The 18,628-nt window shown below is 64.8% G+C and carries 15 protein-coding genes; 7 read left to right on the top strand and 8 right to left on the bottom strand.

Features of this window, described 5'->3' with window-relative positions; all coding sequences use genetic code 11:
• The first annotated feature begins 83 nt into the window (after window positions 1–83).
• From glmU to PVU19_RS05385, 3 genes are read left to right on the top strand one after another with little or no spacing between them, the layout of a single operon-like run.
• On the top strand, window positions 84–1,442 hold the full coding sequence (gene glmU, locus PVU19_RS05395; RefSeq protein WP_050660978.1) for a bifunctional UDP-N-acetylglucosamine diphosphorylase/glucosamine-1-phosphate N-acetyltransferase GlmU: 1,359 nt from the start codon (window positions 84–86) through the stop codon (window positions 1,440–1,442).
• On the top strand, window positions 1,442–3,265 hold the full coding sequence (gene glmS / locus PVU19_RS05390) for a glutamine--fructose-6-phosphate transaminase (isomerizing) (RefSeq protein ID WP_050660977.1): 1,824 nt from the start codon (window positions 1,442–1,444) through the stop codon (window positions 3,263–3,265). The genes glmU and glmS overlap by 1 nt, the downstream gene beginning before the upstream one ends.
• An 11-nt stretch (window positions 3,266–3,276) precedes the next feature.
• The gene (locus PVU19_RS05385) at window positions 3,277–4,272 is read left to right on the top strand and encodes a hypothetical protein (RefSeq protein ID WP_050660976.1); all 996 of its coding nucleotides are present in this window, start codon (window positions 3,277–3,279) and stop codon (window positions 4,270–4,272) included.
• Between the two features lie 279 nt (window positions 4,273–4,551).
• Here the strand turns inward: PVU19_RS05385 and PVU19_RS05380 are convergent, their stop codons facing one another.
• A complete protein-coding gene (locus tag PVU19_RS05380; RefSeq protein WP_050663782.1) occupies window positions 4,552–6,558 on the bottom strand; it encodes a tetratricopeptide repeat protein in 2,007 nt (668 codons plus the stop codon).
• A 98-nt stretch (window positions 6,559–6,656) separates the two neighbouring features.
• Between PVU19_RS05380 and PVU19_RS05375 the strand changes: the two genes are divergently transcribed.
• From PVU19_RS05375 to PVU19_RS05360, 4 genes are all read left to right on the top strand, one after another.
• Entirely contained in the window at window positions 6,657–8,570 is a 1,914-nt protein-coding gene (locus PVU19_RS05375) for a glycosyltransferase family 2 protein (protein ID WP_152911678.1), read from the top strand.
• Entirely contained in the window at window positions 8,567–9,613 is a 1,047-nt protein-coding gene (locus tag PVU19_RS05370; RefSeq protein WP_235575869.1) for a glycosyltransferase family 2 protein, read from the top strand. Before PVU19_RS05375 ends, PVU19_RS05370 begins: the two co-directional genes overlap by 4 nt.
• A 125-nt stretch (window positions 9,614–9,738) precedes the next feature.
• The gene (locus PVU19_RS05365) at window positions 9,739–10,488 is read left to right on the top strand and encodes an FkbM family methyltransferase (RefSeq protein WP_050663780.1); all 750 of its coding nucleotides are present in this window, start codon (window positions 9,739–9,741) and stop codon (window positions 10,486–10,488) included.
• A 43-nt stretch (window positions 10,489–10,531) separates the two neighbouring features.
• The gene (locus tag PVU19_RS05360) at window positions 10,532–11,503 is read left to right on the top strand and encodes a glycosyltransferase family 2 protein (protein ID WP_235575868.1); all 972 of its coding nucleotides are present in this window, start codon (window positions 10,532–10,534) and stop codon (window positions 11,501–11,503) included.
• A 3-nt stretch (window positions 11,504–11,506) separates the two neighbouring features.
• On the opposite strand, the gene PVU19_RS05355 is transcribed toward PVU19_RS05360, so the two are convergent.
• From PVU19_RS05355 to PVU19_RS05325, 7 genes are all read right to left on the bottom strand, one after another.
• Window positions 11,507–12,103 carry a hypothetical protein gene (locus PVU19_RS05355; RefSeq protein ID WP_050663779.1) on the bottom strand — a complete coding sequence of 199 codons (597 nt, stop codon included), beginning with the start codon at window positions 12,101–12,103 and terminating at the stop codon, window positions 11,507–11,509.
• Window positions 12,103–12,888, bottom strand: coding sequence for an FkbM family methyltransferase (locus tag PVU19_RS05350; protein ID WP_050663778.1), 786 nt, complete (start codon window positions 12,886–12,888; stop codon window positions 12,103–12,105). The genes PVU19_RS05355 and PVU19_RS05350 overlap by 1 nt, the downstream gene beginning before the upstream one ends.
• Window positions 12,889–13,014: 126 nt before the next feature.
• Window positions 13,015–14,076 carry an ATP-binding cassette domain-containing protein gene (locus tag PVU19_RS05345; RefSeq protein WP_050663777.1) on the bottom strand — a complete coding sequence of 354 codons (1,062 nt, stop codon included), beginning with the start codon at window positions 14,074–14,076 and terminating at the stop codon, window positions 13,015–13,017.
• 14 nt (window positions 14,077–14,090) lie between these two features.
• The gene (locus PVU19_RS05340; RefSeq protein WP_050663776.1) at window positions 14,091–15,134 is read right to left on the bottom strand and encodes an ABC transporter permease; all 1,044 of its coding nucleotides are present in this window, start codon (window positions 15,132–15,134) and stop codon (window positions 14,091–14,093) included.
• 95 nt (window positions 15,135–15,229) lie between these two features.
• Window positions 15,230–16,192 carry an ABC transporter substrate-binding protein gene (locus PVU19_RS05335; protein WP_050663775.1) on the bottom strand — a complete coding sequence of 321 codons (963 nt, stop codon included), beginning with the start codon at window positions 16,190–16,192 and terminating at the stop codon, window positions 15,230–15,232.
• A 53-nt stretch (window positions 16,193–16,245) separates the two neighbouring features.
• Window positions 16,246–16,959 (bottom strand): DUF3726 domain-containing protein, encoded by a 714-nt coding sequence (locus PVU19_RS05330; protein ID WP_050663774.1) that lies wholly within the window; start codon window positions 16,957–16,959, stop codon window positions 16,246–16,248.
• Window positions 16,959–18,614, bottom strand: a complete 1,656-nt coding sequence (locus PVU19_RS05325; RefSeq protein WP_050663773.1) for a hypothetical protein — start codon at window positions 18,612–18,614, stop codon at window positions 16,959–16,961. The genes PVU19_RS05330 and PVU19_RS05325 overlap by 1 nt, the downstream gene beginning before the upstream one ends.
• Between the last annotated feature and the right edge of the window lie 14 nt (window positions 18,615–18,628).

Raw genomic sequence — 18,628 nt, 5'->3', positions numbered from 1 at the left:
TTACGCAGGTTTCATACCTGCACCCTTGCGCCCGTGTGGTGAACCGATACAAGAAAACGCGTTACCACGTTCAGGGATTTCTCATGTCGATTGCACTCATCATTCTGGCGGCGGGCAAGGGAACGCGGATGAACTCCGATCTGCCCAAGGTTCTGCACCGGATCGCCGATGCCCCGATGCTGGTGCATGCGATGCAGGCCGGTGCCGCGCTTGACCCCGACCATACCGTGATCGTGGCAGGGCACGAGGCCGAGGCGGTGGCCGACGCGGCGCAAGAGCATGACGAGACGGCGCGTATCGTGCTGCAGGAGGAGCAGTTGGGCACCGCCCATGCGGTAGCGCAGGCACAGGCAAAGCTGGAGGGCTTCACCGGCGACGCCATTGTCCTTTATGGCGACACGCCCTTTATCCGGCCCGAGACGTTGGAAAAGATGGCCGCCGCGCGCACCGCGCATGACGTCGTGGTTCTAGGGTTCGAGGCCGCCGATCCGGGCCGCTACGGGCGGCTTGTTGTCAAGGGCAGCGCGCTGACGCGGATCGTGGAATTCAAGGATGCAACCCCGGCCGAGCGCGCGATCACGCTGTGCAACAGCGGCGTGGTGATGGCCCCTGCCCCGCTTCTCTTCGACCTGATCGCAGAGGTCGGCAACGACAATGCCTCGGGTGAGTATTACCTCACCGACATCGTGGGGCTGGCCCGCGCGCGCGGGCTTTCGGCCAGTGCCGTCACCTGCGACGAGGCCGAAACCATGGGCATCAACAGCCGCGCGGAACTGAGCGTGGCCGAGGCCGCCTTTCAGGCCCGCGCCCGCGCCGAGGCGATGGAGAACGGCGTGACGCTGGTCGCGCCCGAGACCGTGCATTTCGCCTATGACACCCATCTCGGCCGCGATTGCCTGATCGAGCCGAACGTGGTCTTCGGCCCCGGCGTCACCATCGAGACCGGCGCGCATATCCGCGCCTTCAGCCATCTTGAGGGCTGCCACGTCGCGCGCGGCGCGGTGGTCGGGCCCTATGCACGGCTGCGCCCCGGAACCGAGTTGAGCGAGGACAGCCGCATCGGCAATTTCGTCGAGGTCAAGAACGCGCTCATCGGCGAGGGGGCCAAGGTCAATCACCTGAGCTATATCGGCGACGCGCAGGTGGGCCGCAACAGCAATATCGGGGCAGGCACCATCACCTGCAATTACGACGGCGTGATGAAGCACCAGACGCGTATCGGCGAGCGGGTCTTCATCGGCTCGAACACGATGCTGGTGGCCCCGGTCTCGGTCGGCGACGACGCGATGACCGGCTCCGGCTCGGTGATCACGCAGGATGTGGCAGCGGGGGCCTTGGCCATCGGGCGCGCCCGACAGGTCGAAAAACCCGGACTTGCACGTAAATTGTTTGAACTGTTACGGGCGCAAAAGGCCCGAAAGACTCAGAAGGAAATGGATTGATGTGCGGAATTATCGGAGTTCTGGGCAATCACGAGGCCGCCCCGATCCTCGTCGAATCGCTCCGGCGGCTGGAATATCGCGGCTATGACAGCGCCGGGATCGCCACGCTGAACGACGGTCGGCTCGACCGTCGGCGCGCGGTCGGCAAGCTGGTCAATCTCGCGGATCTGCTGGTGCATCAGCCGTTGGCAGGCAAATCCGGCATCGGCCATACCCGCTGGGCCACCCATGGTGCCCCGACCGAGATGAACGCGCACCCGCACAAGGCCGGGCCCGTCGCCGTGGTGCATAACGGGATCATCGAGAATTACCGCGACTTGCGCGCCGAACTCTCAGAGGCCGGGATCGGGCATGAGACGGACACCGATACCGAAACGGTGGCGCTGCTGGCGCATCACATGATGACGCAAGGCCTGAGCCCCGAGGCCGCCGCGCGCGCCACCATTGCGCGGCTCGAAGGCGCCTATGCGCTGTGTTTCCTGTTCGACGGGCATCCCGATCTGCTGATCGCCGCACGCAAGGGCAGCCCACTTGCCGTGGGCCATGGCGAGGGCGAGATGTTCGTCGGCTCGGATGCGATCGCGCTTGCGTCGATGACCGACCGGATCACCTATCTCGAAGAGGGCGATATCGCCGTCGTCACCCGGCAGGGCCTCGCCGTCACCGATGCCGAGGGGCAGGCGGTGACCCGCGCCGTCAAGACCATCGAGATCGACAATGCCCGCGTCGACAAGGCCGGGCATCGCCACTTCATGGCCAAGGAAATCGCCGAGCAGCCATCGGTGATCGGCACCGCGCTCACCCATTACCTGACCGAGGACGGGCGCGATATCGTGCTGCCGGGCGGGACGCCCGACTTCACCAGGATCGAGCGCATGAGCCTCGTGGCCTGCGGCACCGCCTATTTCGCCTGCCTGACGGCAAAATACTGGTTCGAGCAATTGGCCGGCCTACCGGTGGATGTCGATATAGCCTCGGAGTTCCGCTATCGCGAACCGCCGGTCAGCAAAGGCACCGCCGCGCTTTTCGTCAGCCAGTCGGGAGAGACCGCAGACACGCTCGCCGCCCTGCGCTACTGCAAGGGCCGCGCCGGACAGGTGCTGTCGGTGGTCAATGTGCCCGAAAGCTCGATCGCACGGGAAAGCGATCTGGCCCTGCCGATCCTTGCCGGGGCCGAGATCGGCGTCGCCTCGACCAAGGCGTTCACCTGTCAGTTGACGGTGCTGCTCTTGCTGGCGCTCAAGGCGGCACATGCGCGCGGGCGCATCGATGACGCCCGGCTGAGCGATCTGCTGTCGCAGTTGCGCGCGCTGCCCGCGACCTTCAATACCGCGATGGAGATCGACCCAGATGTCCGCATCGCGGCGCGTGACCTCTCGGGTGCGCAAAGCGCGCTCTTCCTCGGTCGCGGATTAATGTATCCGTTGGCGCTCGAAGGGGCGCTGAAACTCAAGGAAATCAGCTATATCCATGCCGAGGCCTATGCCTCGGGCGAGTTGAAGCACGGGCCCATTGCCCTGATCGACGAAACCCTGCCGGTGATCGTCATGGCGCCTTGCGATGCGCTCTTCGACAAGACCGTGTCGAACATGCAGGAGGTGATGGCGCGCGGCGGGCAGATATTGCTGATCTCGGATGCCAAGGGCGTCGCCGCTGCCGGTGACGAGACATGGCAGACCATCACCCTGCCCGATGTCGATCCGGTGCTGGCCCCGATCCTGTATGCGCTGCCCGCGCAATTGCTGGCCTATCATACGGCGGTCGCCAAAGGCACGGATGTGGATCAGCCGCGCAATCTGGCGAAATCCGTGACGGTGGAATGAGGGAGCCAGGCGTGCTCTGGCTTCATATCGGGATGCCCAAGACGGGCACGACGGCGCTGCAGGGCTATCTGCATGCGCAGCCCGATTTTCTGGACGATCACGGCATCCGCTACATGGTCACCGGCCGCGACCGGGGCACCGGCACCGCGCGCCTGATCTGTCACAACGCCATGGCCATGCACATGAGCCGGGGCTGGCAGACCGCCCCCGAAGGCGAGGCCGAAGCCTTTGCCGCCGAATATGCCGCCCACCCCGCGCAGCATTGCATCCTGTCGAGCGAAATGTTCTTCGGCCGTGACCTGACCCCGATGCAGGCTCGGTTCCTGAGCCGCGTGGAGGGGTCGGTCAAAGTCATCCTCTACCTGCGCCGCTTCGACGATTTCATCGAAGCCGATTACAAGCAGCGCGCCAAGAACGCCCTGCCCACCGGCGGGGCGGACGGCTTTGTCTCACAAAGGCTGCAGCAGATCGAGAGCGATCCCGACTACATGGATTTCGCCGCGCTGTTTGAACGGATCAAGACGCAGGTGCCGGGGGCGGAAATCCACCCGCGCCTCTACCTGCGCGACGAGATGGCGGGACAGAACGTGATCCCGGATTTCCTGTCGGCCATGGGCGTGCCGCCTGAGGCGGTGATCCTGCCGCGCGTTGCGGCGAACCGCTCGCTCTCGCGGCTGGCGAGCGAGGCGCTCGGCCTCTTCGACGAGCGCGGCGCGGGCTATGACAAGAAGGCGCGCCGCAGGTTGGGGCGGCTCCTCCAGCAAAGCGAGGATCCGAGGCTGTTTGCCAGTGCCGACGTGCTCCTGCCCGAGGAACGCGCCCAGATCAACGAGACGCTGGAGGCGCGCAACGCGGCAATGCGCAAGGCGTATTTCCCCGGGCGCAAGGTGCTGTTCCCGCCGCGCACCGACATGCCCGAACATCCGCCACGCGGCCATCGCGGCGAATTGCAGGAGTTTCAATATGCGGTGCGTGCGATCCTCAAGCTGATCCGGCGGGCGGGTTGAGACGAAGAGGGAATTTGGCCTGAAGCGGACATAGCACCCCGCCAGAAGGTGCCGCGCGGTCGCAGGGCAGGGGACTGGCGAGGCAACGGCTGTTGCCCGCACTTTATCCCAGCCAAGTCACTCTAAACTCAACACGTTGCGCGACCCCTCAAATCGCCAGGCCGCGGGACGGCGTCATGCCGGAGGCATGCCTCTGGCATGACGATCGCGCGGCACCTTCGGTGCGTTTCGCGCGGGCGGTGCGTATGTCCGCTTCAGGCCAAAAACCACCACCACCGCTCACGCCTGTTTCCGCAACAGCCGATCGCGCCGGTTGCGATAGCGTTGCTGATTGGGCGCGATCTCGGCGGCGCGATCAAGCGCCGTCACGGCGGCGTCCTCGTCACCCATATTGCGACACAGGTCCGCCAGATGCGCGTGCAACTCGGCGGTGCTGTCATCCATAGCCGAGGCCTGCTCGAAGCAGGCCCGCGCCGCCGCCATGTCGCCCGCCTGTTCATGAATCTGCCCGGTCAGGAAATGCCAGAAGGCGTGATCGGGCGCATCGGCGCGGCACGCGTCCATCTCGACCAATGCCGCCGCGTGATCGCCGCGCAGCATCAGAATTTCCGCCTGCCGCTTGCGCACCAGCGGATCGTCTGGGGCCTGCGCCACTGCCTCGGTATTGCGGGTAAGCGCCTCATCGAGCCGACCCATCCGCGCCTCGAGCAGCGCGCAAAAGCTGAACGGCCCGGCCCCCGGCACGCAGGCCTCATGCGCCAGAAGCCGCGCACGCATCGCTTCCAGTTCCTGCGTCGACTGCAATAACCGCCCGGTCTTGCCATCGAGCGGAAACCACGGCCATTCAATGGCGATGGTCGACAGATCCGCCGCGCGACGCCGCAGGATCTTGCCCTGCTGCACCACGATATTGGTCTGCTGATAGCGCACCGGCAGGGCCATCAGCGTGGCCCGGTCAAACGGCAGCGTCGCACCGGGCTTGAGCCGCCCGCGCTTGATCATGAACGATCCAAGCACCGTCACATCCGGCAGCATCGGCTTTTGCCAGAAGGCGCGCAGGAACGACCGTCGCGCGCCGAACCGCTTGCCCAATGCCCCCAGGATATGCGCCCGGGTGGCAAGGCCAGAGATGTAATTCTCCTGCCATTGGTCCGGATGGGCGAGGGCCGCCTCGACATGCACCAGCGCCTCGTCCCACTTGCTGAGATAGATACCGTTGGTCGCATGCATCAGCGCCATGAAGGCGTTGTCGGCCCCGGCATCCAGAATGCTCTGACCGATTTCCCACGCCTCGGCCTCGCGCCCGGTTTCCTGCAGGCGGCGGGCGAGTTTCACATAGACATGCGCGGCCTCGCTCGGGGTGATGAAATTCTCCACCCCGGCATTGAACCGGCTCACCAGATGCTCATACGCGGCGTCGCGTTCCGCAAGGCTCATCACCTCGTGAAAGCATTTGCGCTCCTGCCCGCTCAGGCGGGCGGCGGCGCGGCTGAAGGCGCTGATCGGCGGAGCCACGATCTCCGAGGCACGCGACATCGCGAAGAGCTCCAGAAAATCGCGCTGCACCGGCTTGCACCCCTCAAGATCGACCAGATCGGTGATGCTGCGCACGTGGCTGTGCGCGGTGGTGAACCGCGCGATGCTCTCGGCCTGATCGGAAAACACCAGCGCCCCTGCCCCGGCGTTCTTTTCCAGATAGGCCGAATAGAGCTCGTCCGGCTCGATCTTGGCGGGCCATTCCTTGTGCTTCCAAGGGTCCTCGTTGAGGATGTCGCCGCGCCGGATGTGATAGGCCACGACGCGCCCGCTGCCCTGCGCCATCGCCGTCTCGATCTCCCCGATATGGCGCTGCACCACCGGGTTGAAGGCGATGCGGCTGATGAACCCGCGAAACCGCCCGCGCAGATCGCCGCCATCCTCCCACGGAAACTCCACGATCTCGAACCCCTCGTCGAGCAACACATGCCCGCCCCCGGCCAGATGCGCCTCCAGCCGTTTGGACGTCTTGTCCTTGAGGAAAGACCAAAGCGGTTTGGTCAGGCTGTCCAGCGCCTCGAAGCTTTCGTTGTCGATGAAATGCCGGTCGATGAACGCCTGCGCGAAGAGATCCGACGGCGTGTCGAGTTTCGGGGCCATCGCCCCGCGCGGGAACCAGTTGATACGGAAATCGGTGCCGTAATCCTCGGCGAGGCGGATGCTGTTGAGCATCATCAGAAGGCGGGCGCCCAACTGATCCTTGCGCAGACCGATGAACCATCCGCGCCCGTTATTGGCACCCGTCGACATAAATCAACCTTTTCTACATCTTGGAAATTTTATACACTCAATGGAAACAGTCGCAAGCGCTCCCGCTGCCGGGCAGTGGCGAAGGAGTTGGTGAGTTCATGACAACAGGGCCGAAACTGTTGCTGAGTGCCTTCGCGGCGCAGCCTCGATCGTCGTTTCTGGAATGGCTGGCCTATCACCGGGCAATCGGAGCCACCGATGTGCTGTTGTTCACGGATCGCAGACAATCAGGCAAGCAGCCGCTGTTCGACGCCCTCGCGGCGGCAGGAGCGGTGCGCGTGACGCCGGTCGCGGTCGATCCCGACATGAAGGAAGAGATCCACAATTCCGCCCTGCGCGCCGCGGCGGTCGAGGCCACGGATAGCGGCGGATATGGCCTCTATCTCGGGGCCGACGAATATTTCTGTATCCTGAACACTTCGAAATCCGTGCAGTCGCTGATGCGGTCCTCGGGCGGGGCGGATGTGCTCTCGGCCCCGCTTCAGGTTGCGGGCATGGCCGAGGGGCAGGACAGCGGCGCGATCCTGTTCACCGAACGCCCGACCGCCGCCGTTACGGCGGACGCGCCCTTGCGCAGCGTGGTGCGGCTCGGGCTTTTTGCAGCGCGCAATCCCGAGGTGCCGACCGGCCCCGCGCAGGGCAAGGCGGCGCTCAACTGGGTGAACGGTGACGGCACGCCGATGGCCGAACCGCATAGCCGCCTGACCTGGACCAACGATGCAGGCGCGCGCGGCGCGTCCAAGGCCGCGATCCTGAAAATCCCCGCGCCGAGCGTGGAGGCGTATCTTCTGCACACGGCCACCCTGCCCGAAAAGCAGCACCCGGATGCCGACACGCTGATCGCGTGGCTGGAAACGCAGCGCGCGATCACGGGCGAGGGTCCGGACCTGACGCCGCGCATGGCCGACACGGCGCGCGAACTCGACAGCCTGATGGCGCTGCCCGGCGTCGCCGAGGCGCAAGAGGCGCTCTGCGCCGAGGAACGCGCGACGCTGGAGCGGCTGCGCACCGGCGGCGGTGACATGGCCCGAGTGCTGGGCGCTGTCGGCGCAAAGGCCCCACCACTCGCGCCCAAAACCAAAGCCCAGCCCCCTGTCACGCCCGTGGCGGAGACCGCCGAGATCACACCGGACGCGGAACCAGACCCGCGCCCCGAGGCTCCCGCCGCCCTGCCGCCCTGGTTTGCCGAAATCCACACCGGCGGCGACACCGAAGGCTTCTACACCCGGCTCAAGAACCATGCCGTGGTCGGTATCCTGCGGGATCAGGCGCGGCTGGTCATCAGTTTCGACAACCTCTCGAACGTCAATGACCTCTCGCCCGAGCGCGAGCCCTGGGCCTATAAATTCGTGCGCGACAATGGCTGGTCGCACATGGCGGTGATGGCCCGGCGCAAGGATTGGTTTCGCTGCCCGCAACTGATCGCTCATCTTGAAAAGCTGGCTGCCGACGGGGTCTTTGCCGGGTTCGACAAGGTCGTCCTGACCGGCACCTCGATGGGCGGTTTTGCGGCGCTTGCCTTTGCCTCGCTGGCCCCCGGCGCCACGGTCATCAGCTTCAACCCCCAGACCACGCTCGACGAGACGCTGGTGCCGTGGGAGAAACGCTTTGGCATGGGCCGCGCGCGCGATTGGACGCTGGCCCATAGCGACTGCGCCTTCGAGATCGACGAGGTCGAAAAGGCCTTCGTGCTCTACGACCCGTTCTTCGAGCCCGACCGCCGCCATGTCGACCGGCTGGAGGGCGACAACGTGATCCGGCTCAAGACCTGGTGTTCGGGGCATTTCTCGCCGGTGTTCCTGCGTCGGGCGGGTCTGCTCAAGCCGCTGATGCAGCACGCGCTCGACGACACGCTGACGCCGGACGTCTTCTACAAGATGTATCGCGACCGCCGCTTTCTGCCGTGGTATCGCAAGGCGCTGCAAACCAACTTGCAAGAGCGCGGCCATGACAAGCTGGCGCGCATCGTCAGCCCCGCCTTTCGCAAACTCAAGAGACAGGCCGCCGAATGACCAAGCCCGGAGCGATCACCGCCGCCCTGCCCGCCCCCGCCCTTGGCGGCAGCCATGTCATCATGACGACGATGAAAAACGAGGGGCCGTTCCTGCTGGAATGGATCGCCTATAACCTGACCATCGGCTTCACCGGCTTCGTGATCTTCACCAATAATTGCGACGATGGCACCGACCTCATGGCCGAGCGGCTGGAGGAACTGGGCTATTGCAGTCACCGGCCCAACGATGTCTCGGACGGCTCGCCGCCGCAGCACAAGGCGCTGCGCCGCGCCACCGCGCATCCGTGGGTCAAGGGGGCCGAATGGCTGATCTGTCTCGATGTGGACGAGTTCATAAACCTGCGCGAAGGCGTGCAGACGCTCGATGAGATGATCGCCACCATGGGCGATTGCGATGCGGTGTCGTTCGTCTGGAAACTGTTCGGCTGTGGCGGGGTCGAGGATTACAAAGACACCCCCGTGACCGATCAGTTCTTTCTCGCGGATATCGAGGATGACCCGGCCAACGGGCGCGCCACAGGCTTCAAGACGATGTTCCGCAACAACGGTCTTTTCCGTAAATACAACCCGCACCGCCCCAAGGGCGTGCCCGAAGGGCGCGAGGATGCCGTGCGCTGGTCCGATTGCGGTGGCAATCTGCGCCCGATGGGGCAGATCGGCTGGCGTGCATGGTCGGGGTTCAGCAACCGCTACGCGCGGCTGCATCACTACTCGGTGCGCTCGCTCGACAGCTTTCTGGTCAAGCGCGACCGGGGCCGCACCAATCACATCGCCCGCGAGCAGACCGAGCATTACTGGTCCGACATGAACGTCAACCGCGCGCAGGATCGCAGCATCCTGCCCCATGCCGAACGCGCGCGCCCGGTTCTCGACGCGCTCAAGGCCGATCCGGTTCTGGCGCGCCTGCACCAGGACGCCTGCGACTGGCACCGCGCCAAGATCGCGGAACTGAAGGAGCGCGCCGGCTGGGACGAATTCCTCGGGTGGCTCAAGGTCAACAAGATCGAGACAAAGGACGAGGTCACCGAGAAAGATTATTGACAATAACCCCGGCCTGACAGCTTGATAAAACGCCGGTTGACCATGCGCGGCACAAGCGCGGCACCCGGCGGGCAGCAGTCAGGAGGGCGCGAAAGACCCCTCGGGCATTTCACAGGACCAGTCGCATGAACGCAGACACAATGCTTCATCCCAAGAAGAAACACCGCCTGCAAATCGCCGAAAAAGGCGGACCGATGGGGGCCGTCGCGCGGCTCTCGAAATATTCCGAGCGTCGCGGCGCGGTGCTCGATGTTGGCGTCAATCGTGGCACCATGGCGCTGCATCTGTGCCGCCTCTTTTGCGACATGCCGATCCACCTGATCGAGCCGATCCCGGCACAATGCGACTACGTGCGCGAGCGTTTCGCCCGCTTTCCGACGGTCGAGGTGCATCAGATGGCCCTCTCGCACGAGACCGGTCAAAGCGATTTTCACCTGGCCGATCATGTCGGCAGTTCCTCGCTCTTCACCAATACCGGCGACGAGGCCGCGCAGCATTCCGGCCACTCCACCGCCGAGACGATAACCGTCGAGACCAACCGTCTCGATGACTGGTGCGCGGCGAACGCGGTCGACCATATCGCCTGCATGAAACTCGACACACAGGGCAGCGAGTTCAACATCCTCACCGGCGCGCAGGACCTGCTGTCGCGCGATGCCATCGACATCATCATGCTCGAATGGTTCGCAATTCCGCATTATGACGGCGTGCCCCTGCTCGACGAGATCCTGACCCTGATGCGCGGGCATGGCTACCTGCTCTACGACATCTTCCCGTCGCGGCGGCTCAAGAACGGGCAGTTGCGCTTCGGCGATGCGGTGTTCATCTCCGAGACCTTCCGCAAGACCCGCTTGCCCGCCGCACAGGGCACCTGAGCCACGGCCGGCACTCTCTGACCGAAAGGACGGCGCATATCCGATGGGACGCTTTGTCATTGTCACCCCGATGAAGAACGAGGGGCCGTTCATTCTGGAATGGGTCGCGCATAATCTCGCCATCGGCGTAGACGAGATGGCGATCTTCTCGAACGACTGCACCGATGGCTCTGATGCGCTGCTCGACCGGTTGCACGAGATGGGCAAGCTCCGTCATGTCGACAACAGCTCAAGAAAGCCTGCGCCGCAGCGCCGCGCCTATCGTCGGTTTCTCAAGATGGATATTGCCGGACCCGAGGATTGGGTGATCCCGATCGACGCTGACGAATATATCAACGTCAAGACCGGCGACCACACGCTGCGCGCCCTGACAGATGCGGTGCCGCAGGCGCGCACGCTGTCAATGACATGGCGGCTCTTCGGAAATGCCGGGGTCAAGTCTTACGAGGCGGCGTTCCTCACCGATCAGTTCCGCATGGCCGCCGCCGACATGACCCGCCGCCCGCCGCAGGCCTGGGGCCTGAAGACCATGTTCCGCCGCGATCTGTGGGGCCATATCGGCGTGCACCGACCCAAACGGCCCACCGTCGAAACCTTTGCCGAGACGCAGTGGTTCAACGGTTCGGGCCAGCCAATGCCCGACCGCTACATGGAGGGCAGCTGGCGCTCGGGGCCGGATTCGCTCGGCTATGATCTGGTGCAACTCAATCACTACGCGCTCAAGTCCTGCGAATCCTACCTGGTGAAAAAGGCCCGGGGCCGGGCGCATCACGGCGGCGAGGCGCTTGGCCTCGACTACTGGAACAAGATGAACCACAACCGGATCGAGGATCGCAGCATCGACGGCATCCGCCCGCGCAAGGCAGCGATTTACGACGACTTGCTGTCCGACCCCGAGTTGCGCCGCCTGCACGACGCCTGCTGCGACAATCACCGCGCGCTGATCGCGGAATTGCGCGAGCGTCCCGATTTCAGCGATCTGGTGCAGGGTCTCTTGCCCGAGACGGCGGGCTGATCCTCAGAACGGGTTGGCAAACGCGCCGATGATCTGGGTCAGGTCCTCGCGCGGCAGGGCCATCTTCTTCAATTCGAAGCGGGCCATCCTTCCGCGCATCTCGACCGGTTTGGCAAAGCGTTCCACCGCGTGATAGCGCGGTCTGTCGCCGTAATCGTCGAACAGCACCACGGTCTTGCGGGTGCAGCGCAGCATCACCGCATAAAAGCACGCCTCGCGGAACCGCCCGTCGATGAGCACCGTATCGGGGGCCTGAAACTCGGGGTGATCCCAGATACCGAGCGCGTATTCGTGGTAGCGCCGATAGCCGCTGCTATCCACCGGGCGGCCCCATTTGCCGGTCTTGCCGATCGGCGCATAGTGCAGATGCACCGGCGACGGCGCGCTCGCCTCGTCGAGATAGGCTTGCAGGCGGCGCGTCCAGCGGCGGTCGCTCTCGACGGAAAAGACCGTCTTGCCGGGCATCTCCGAGGCCAGCACCGTCGAGCCGCCGCTGCCATATTCGAGAATGACCTTGGCGTCGGCATAGGCCTCGCGCACCCAGTCGCCCACCTCGGGCGAAAACGTCAATTCGGGGCGTTCCAGAACCGCCTTGTCCATCACTCACACTCCTTCACCGTGTCGCGCATCCACCGCCCCGGCAGTGCGAGGGCGGGTTTCTTTGGATTGTGCCGCCGGTCGAGCGGATGCGGCAGCACGCCTGCCGGACGCAGGCCCTGCGCACGGTCGCGCCGCAACAGCGTCGCCTCAACCACGCGCGGGATCGCCTCGCCGTCGATCTCGACACTGCCCGACACGTTGTTGGGATGCAGATGCACCGTCACGAAATCCTCACGCAGCTTTTCGATGGCGGCAAGCGCCGGGCCCATGAAGCGCGGCTTGGTCAGGATCGAGGGCAGGTGATGCCATTCGATCACGATCATCCGGAACCGGCGCAAGAGGTCACGGGGTGCCGCCGAGAGCGTGGCATATTCCGCCCCCTCGATATCCATCTGCAACAGCAAATCGGCGTCGGGGTCGGGATCGGTCGCCGCCACCCAGGAGGCCAGCGTCATGACCTCGCCCTCATCCTTGTCCCCAAGGAATTTCCGCAGGAATTCTGCACCCGGCACGTTCAGCGGGGGCTTCTCGACCGAGGCGTCGGCCATGAAGGACGCAATACCGCGCTTGGCCATGTCCATCTCGAAGCTGGCCTGCTCTGACACGCCGGGGGAGTAACACGCGGCGATCCCGCGCAGGTCGTCAGGCAACAGGTAGCCGCCATCCCCGAAATCGCCCATCCGGATCAGCGGCGTGTCGGTCTCATAGGGGCGCATGAAGGCGTCGATGATCGCCGCCCCCTCCGCATCGTGGACGGATCGGGCAACGGGGGCTTGGGTGCTCATGACGCGGGTCTCTGCTCTGGTAACGGCCTGTGGGCGGGTGGCGGGGCATGCCCTGCCACCTCTGTTATCTGCAAGTCACGCGACAATAGCACATCCGCGCGGCATTGCAGCCCTGTAAATGCCGCCTCAGACCGCCTTGGCGCGCATGCCGCCCTCTGCCGCACCGGTGGGCACCAGCGCGCGCACCAGTTTCTGCATCTCCAGCGCGCCCACCTGCTCACCGTCGCGCATGACCCGGTAACACAGCCCGGTATTGCCCTCGGAAATCGCGATTACCGACTCCAATGTGTCGTCGGGGCCGACCTCGCCCGCGAACTCACGGTCCTGTGCCGTGGTTTCTTCCATCACCGACCGCACCCGGAGCACCCGCGCGCGGTTGATGTCGCTGATGAAATCCACGATGTAGGGATCGTTGGGATGCAGCAATATCTCCTGCGGCTCGCCCTGCTGCACCACCTGACCATCCTTGAGAATGACCAGGTGATCCGCCAGCTTCAGCGCCTCGTCGAGGTCGTGACTGATAAACACCACGGTTTTCTGCAATTCCTCCTGCAACTCCAGCAGCAGGTCCTGCATGTCGGTGCGAATAAGCGGATCGAGCGCCGAGAACGCCTCGTCCATCAGCATGATCGGCGAGTCCGACGCGAGCGCCCGGGCGATGCCGACCCGCTGCTGCATCCCCCCCGACAGCTGATGCGGATACTGCCCGCCCTGCCCGCCAAGGCCCACGCGATCCAGCCATTTGAGCGCGTCGTCCTGGAAATCGGCCTTGGTCTCGCCGCGCACGGCGCGGGCCATGCCGGCGTTTTCCAGCACGGTGCGGTGCGGCAGCAGCGCGAAATGCTGGAACACCATCGACATCTGCTCGCGCCTCAGGCGGCGCATGTTGCGCTCTTCATAGGCCAGCACGTCCTCACCATCGAGCAGGATCTGCCCCGCCGTCGGCTCGATCAGCCGGTTGAGGTGGCGGATCAGCGTCGATTTGCCAGACCCCGACAGGCCCATGATGACGGTGATATCGCCGCCGCGCATATCGACATTGATGTCCTGAAGGCCCAGCACATGCCGGTGCTTTTCCATCAGTTCCGGCTTGCCCATCCCGGCGCGCACATGCTCCAGCGCGCCCTTGGGGTCCGACCCGAAGATCTTGTAGAGATTGCGGATCGAAATCTTGACGTCTTTTTCCATTCCAGCGGCCCCGTTCATGAGTTTCTCTGCGCCGCACTTGCAGCATTGACGCGGGCCAGCGCCGCCTTGGTCACCCGGTCGAGGATCACCGCCAGAAGCACGATGCCCAGACCGGCGATCAGGCCGACGCCCAGTTCCAGATTGCGGATGCCGCGCAGGACCAGCACGCCCAGACCGGGGGCCGAGACGAGCGAGGCGATCACCACCATCGCAAGGCTCATCATGATGGTCTGGTTCACACCTGCCATGATGTTGGGCAGCGCCAGCGGGATCTGGACCCCGTATAGCTTTTGCCGGTCGGTCATGCCGAACGCCTCGGCAGCCTCGATCACCTCCTTGTCGACCAGCCGGATGCCCAGATCCGTGAGGCGAATGACCGGCACGATGGCATAGAGGATGATGGCAATGCCGTAGAGCTTGGGCTCGGTCACCGAAAAGAGGAAAATCAGCGGAATGAGATAGACGAAGGGCGGCAGCGTTTGCAGCATGTCCAGCACGGGGATCGTCAGCCGCTGCATCGTGTCACTGCGCGACATGGCGATGCCGATGGGCACGCCCAATAGTACGCATAGAAACGCACAGACAAAGATAATCGCCAGCGTCTGCATGGCGAAATTGTAATGGTCGATGAAGGCCAGAAACAGGATCGAGAAGGCGACAAATCCCACCAGCTTCATGGATTTCGAGGCAAAATAGACGACCGCCAGCAGGATCGGGATCATGATGAACCACGGCGTGTTCTGAAAGGCGTAGAGCGCGCCCTCCAGAAACCAGCTCAGCGGTTGGGTGATCGGATCGAGCACGATCTTGAGCGTGTCCTTGATGTCGAGAAAGCTGGTCTCGACCCCCTTTGTCAGATCGCGGGTCCGGGCAATCGCCGGGCACGCCTCGTTCAGCGCATCGAGAGAGGGAAAGGGCAGTTCCCAGACCGAGGGGCCTGCACCGCCGCCCGAGCCCTGGGCGAGCAGGTCTGCCATGCTCATCGGGCCGGTGGTCGCATCCTTGTCGCACCACTCCCGCAGGCCGAGCCCGTTGAAGATGAAATCATATGTCGCCATGTCGGCTCTCCCTGCGCAGGCCCTTGGCGGGCCTTGTCGTGCTTATTGGGCAAACGGGGCCGTGCATGTCGCACGGCCCCGCCCGAAGGCATCGTTTACTTGATGATGCCGCTCAGTTTTTCGGCAGCGGCGTCATTCACCCAGGACTTCCAAGTGTCGCTATTCTGCGTCAGGAAGTACACGGCCGCCTCTTCTGCCGAGGCGCTGTTATCCGCCTGCCAAGCCAGCAGGTTGCTCAGCTCCTGCGTGCCGAAGGAGATGTTGCTTACCAGGTCGAACACTTCGGGGTTCCGCTCGGCGAAGTCCGAGGTGACAACGGTCAGGACCGGGGCCGCCGGATAGGCGGATTTGCCGGGGTTGTCGCAATCCTGGGTCTGGTTGCAGGCGTGCACTTCGGGCTTGTGCGGCCCCATGTCCACGGCAACCATGTTGTAGCGGCCCAGAACGGCGGTCGGACCCCAGTAGTAGCCGAACCACGGTTCCTTGTTCTCATAGGCCGAGGCCATGGCGGCGGGCAGCGTGTCGCCCGAGCCGTGGTTGAACACCTCGATGCCGTGCCCCTCGAAATCGAACGCCTTGACGAGATTATCATTGGCGATCCGGCAACCCCAGCCGTCGGGGCAGTTGTGGAAGCGACCGCCGACCAGTTCGGGATTGGCCAGCACGCCCTCGATGGTGGCCAGTTCGGGATGCTCTTCCACGAGGTAGTCGGGCACCCACCAGTTCTCGCTGCCGCCTTCCGAGAACACATCGGCAGCCTTGACCACCTTGCCCTCTTCTTCCAGCTTGAAATAGGCGGGGGCCGAGTTGACCCAAAGCTCGGGCACGACGTCCGGCTCGTTGTTCTCGGCCAGCGAAGTGATCGCGGTGGTCGTGGCCGACGGCACGAGCGTCACGTCGCAGCCATAGCCCTGCTCCATCAGGAATTCGGTGATCTTCGAGATGATCGAGCCCGACGCCCAGTTCATCTCGGCGACCGAGACTTCGCCGCATTCGGCATGCGCCATCGCGGGCGCGGTCAGCGCGCCGAAGGCCAGTGCAAGTGTCAGTTTCTTCATGGTCTTTCTCCCAGTTGAGTGGTCTTTTTCATGGTAGGTCGTCTGATCGCGGGTCAATCGTTGTCATCCCCCGCATCCCCGGCACCGGCACGCGACCCGGCCGAGGGTGGAACGGTGACGCGCAATGCCAAAGCATCGAGCGCCTGCCAGTCGGCAAAGGCGATGCCCTTGGTCGGCACCGCACAATCTGTCTGTTGCTCATTCGGCTCCGGTCGCGCCACGACTGCGATCCACAGATCGACGGGCGCGCCCGCGTCTTCCCCAAGTGACACCGTGATCGGCCCGTTCGCAGCCGTATCCAGCGTGAGTTCTGCGCCAACCCAACCGATCCGGAGCGGAAGGTCAAGCCTTGTCGCCGCCCGCGCCACGAAGGGCAGGATGAGGCGCGGATGCGCGACGCTGTCGATCTGCAGGCCGTCCTCACCCGGCCCCTCGGGCAGCCCCGCGTGATCGGCAAGGGCAATGCCCGTGCGCAGCGGGCAAAGCGGGCGCATGCGCGCAGCCCACCGGCCCGCCTCGGGCATCGGGCAGCTCAGCCCGTCGCACTCCTTCAGCCAGTTCAACAGGATTGACGGCCCGGCCAATCCCGCGCGCGTCAGCCACGCTGCGGCCCATCCCGCCTCTTCGGCCTCGCCCCAAGTCAGGCCAGAGCCGCGCGCCGCCTTGAAACACAGCGCGTTGATCTCCGACAGCGACAGGCAGACGCGCGCGCCGTCCTGTGCGACAGGGGCCGAGGCAGAGCGTGTCGGATCGTTGGGCGACATCATCACGGCGCATCCCCCGGGTTCAGGTCATCGGGATAGGGCGCGCCCTGAAACAGGCTGATCCGCACCCACCGATCCGAGCGCGGATCAAACCGCGTCGCCCCGAAAAACGCCAGCTTGCAGCGCAAGAGATCAATGGGCAGCATCTCCGCGTCGATCAGGTTATCACGAATTTCCGCGAACGGATGCCGCGCCGTGGTCTGCACGCGGCGCACCATCAGGCGATGCTCGGGATGCGCCAGCAGGAACCGCGCCAGCGGGGCATCGCCGTCCTCCTCTTGCAAGACCTGCCACAGCGCCGACGCCTGCCGCCCGGTATCGAGCGGCAACTCACGGCTTGCGCCCTCCTCTTTGAGCCGCTCGCCAAGGCGCGGCTCCAGCTTTTCCTCGGAGATATACCAGAACCGCGCGCAATGGGCGGGGTCGCTGTAATCGGTGTGAATGGCCCAGTCGTACTGCGCTTGCAGGATGGCGCGCAACTCGGCCACGCGCATTGTTCCGTCAATGCCGAAATGCGCCTCTTCATCGGCCTGCATGCATTGGCCCAACCCGTCGATCAGGTCGCCATGCGGCTCCAGCATCGCGGCAAGCAGCGCCTCCTGCGCCTCGAGCGGCAGATGCTTCTGCCCCCAGTGCCAGAGCGCATCCCAGGGCTGCGGCGCGCTCGCATCCCAGCCCTCTGCCACGAAGCGATCCAGCCGGGCCAGGCCATCGCGCAGATCGGTCAGCTTGGCCTGCTGTATCGGGTGCGCGCTCTGCCAGTCGGTGGCGTTCTGCACCGCTGCCGCCAGCGTCGCGCGAAAGCCCGCCAGCGTCATCTCATCCGCCGAGGCTTGCGCCCGCACGCGGGCCAACGCCTCTTCGCGCGCCATCATCCAGTTATTCAGCAGCACCGGATGCCGCACCAGAAATGGCGCCATGCCAAGGCCGGTGGAATTTCCCACGCCAAGCCCCCGGCGCAGATCCTCGCGCAGCGGCACCGCAGCATCACCACCCCGGGCGCGCGCCAGATGCTCGACCAGATCGACGGTAAAGGCGCGGGTCAGCCAGACAGACAGCATCTCGGCCTGAAACGGCGCACTCAAAGCGGGCCGCCCGGCGATCATCGCCCGATCTGCCGCCCCGAACTTGCCCGAGCCGTAAACGGCCGTGGTCCGCATCAGATAGCCGGTTTCGCGCAACATCTGCGCATCGGGTTGCTGCCCCGCCGCCAGCCGCTCGACCACGTGATCGAACAGCCGAACCGAGCGGTTGGCGCGGCTTAACGACAGTTCCTTCGGGCTGACGCGCCCGGCCTCCTGCAGCGGCACATTGGCCTGCAACCGATCCAGATCATCGGCACCCGGCGTGCCGTCGAAGAGCGCGAATGTCGCATCCCACGCCGTCGCGATCACCCGGTCCGAGCGTTGATCGGCGGGCAGATCATGGGCAAAGGCCACGAGGCTCAGGCTGCCGCCGTCAAAGCGCATCCGGTAGACCGCCCGCCCCACGCCGCGCGCGTCCATGTCCCAGACCGGGCGGTCGAAGACCCAGCCCTCGGCCTCGATCCGGTGCAGCAATTGCCGCAGGAACGACAGCCTTGTGGGGTGGCTGCAGCCCATCCGGTCGAGGCGCATGACCTCTGCGGGCTGTCGCCGGAACGCCGCCGCCTGCGGCATGGGGTTCCGGCTCT

The sequence above is a fragment of the Roseovarius tolerans genome (assembly GCF_028885395.1).
Lineage (GTDB): Bacteria > Pseudomonadota > Alphaproteobacteria > Rhodobacterales > Rhodobacteraceae > Roseovarius > Roseovarius tolerans.
This window is presented reverse-complemented; position numbering and strand designations above follow the sequence as displayed.

Bases quoted from the DNA above. Each gene is read 5' to 3' on its own strand.
- glmU (WP_050660978.1), top strand. From the start codon at position 84: ATGTCGATTGCACTCATCATTCTGGCGGCGGGCAAGGGAACGCGGATG.
- glmS (WP_050660977.1), top strand. From the start codon at position 1,442: ATGTGCGGAATTATCGGAGTTCTGGGCAATCACGAGGCCGCCCCGATC.
- PVU19_RS05380 (WP_050663782.1), bottom strand. From the start codon at position 6,558: ATGTCGACGGGTGCCAATAACGGGCGCGGATGGTTCATCGGTCTGCGC.
- PVU19_RS05375 (WP_152911678.1), top strand. From the start codon at position 6,657: ATGACAACAGGGCCGAAACTGTTGCTGAGTGCCTTCGCGGCGCAGCCT.
- PVU19_RS05370 (WP_235575869.1), top strand. From the start codon at position 8,567: ATGACCAAGCCCGGAGCGATCACCGCCGCCCTGCCCGCCCCCGCCCTT.
- PVU19_RS05365 (WP_050663780.1), top strand. From the start codon at position 9,739: ATGAACGCAGACACAATGCTTCATCCCAAGAAGAAACACCGCCTGCAA.
- PVU19_RS05360 (WP_235575868.1), top strand. From the start codon at position 10,532: ATGGGACGCTTTGTCATTGTCACCCCGATGAAGAACGAGGGGCCGTTC.
- PVU19_RS05355 (WP_050663779.1), bottom strand. From the start codon at position 12,103: ATGGACAAGGCGGTTCTGGAACGCCCCGAATTGACGTTTTCGCCCGAG.
- PVU19_RS05350 (WP_050663778.1), bottom strand. From the start codon at position 12,888: ATGAGCACCCAAGCCCCCGTTGCCCGATCCGTCCACGATGCGGAGGGG.
- PVU19_RS05345 (WP_050663777.1), bottom strand. From the start codon at position 14,076: ATGGAAAAAGACGTCAAGATTTCGATCCGCAATCTCTACAAGATCTTC.
- PVU19_RS05340 (WP_050663776.1), bottom strand. From the start codon at position 15,134: ATGGCGACATATGATTTCATCTTCAACGGGCTCGGCCTGCGGGAGTGG.
- PVU19_RS05335 (WP_050663775.1), bottom strand. From the start codon at position 16,192: ATGAAGAAACTGACACTTGCACTGGCCTTCGGCGCGCTGACCGCGCCC.
- PVU19_RS05330 (WP_050663774.1), bottom strand. From the start codon at position 16,959: ATGATGTCGCCCAACGATCCGACACGCTCTGCCTCGGCCCCTGTCGCA.
- PVU19_RS05325 (WP_050663773.1), bottom strand. From the start codon at position 18,614: ATGCCGCAGGCGGCGGCGTTCCGGCGACAGCCCGCAGAGGTCATGCGC.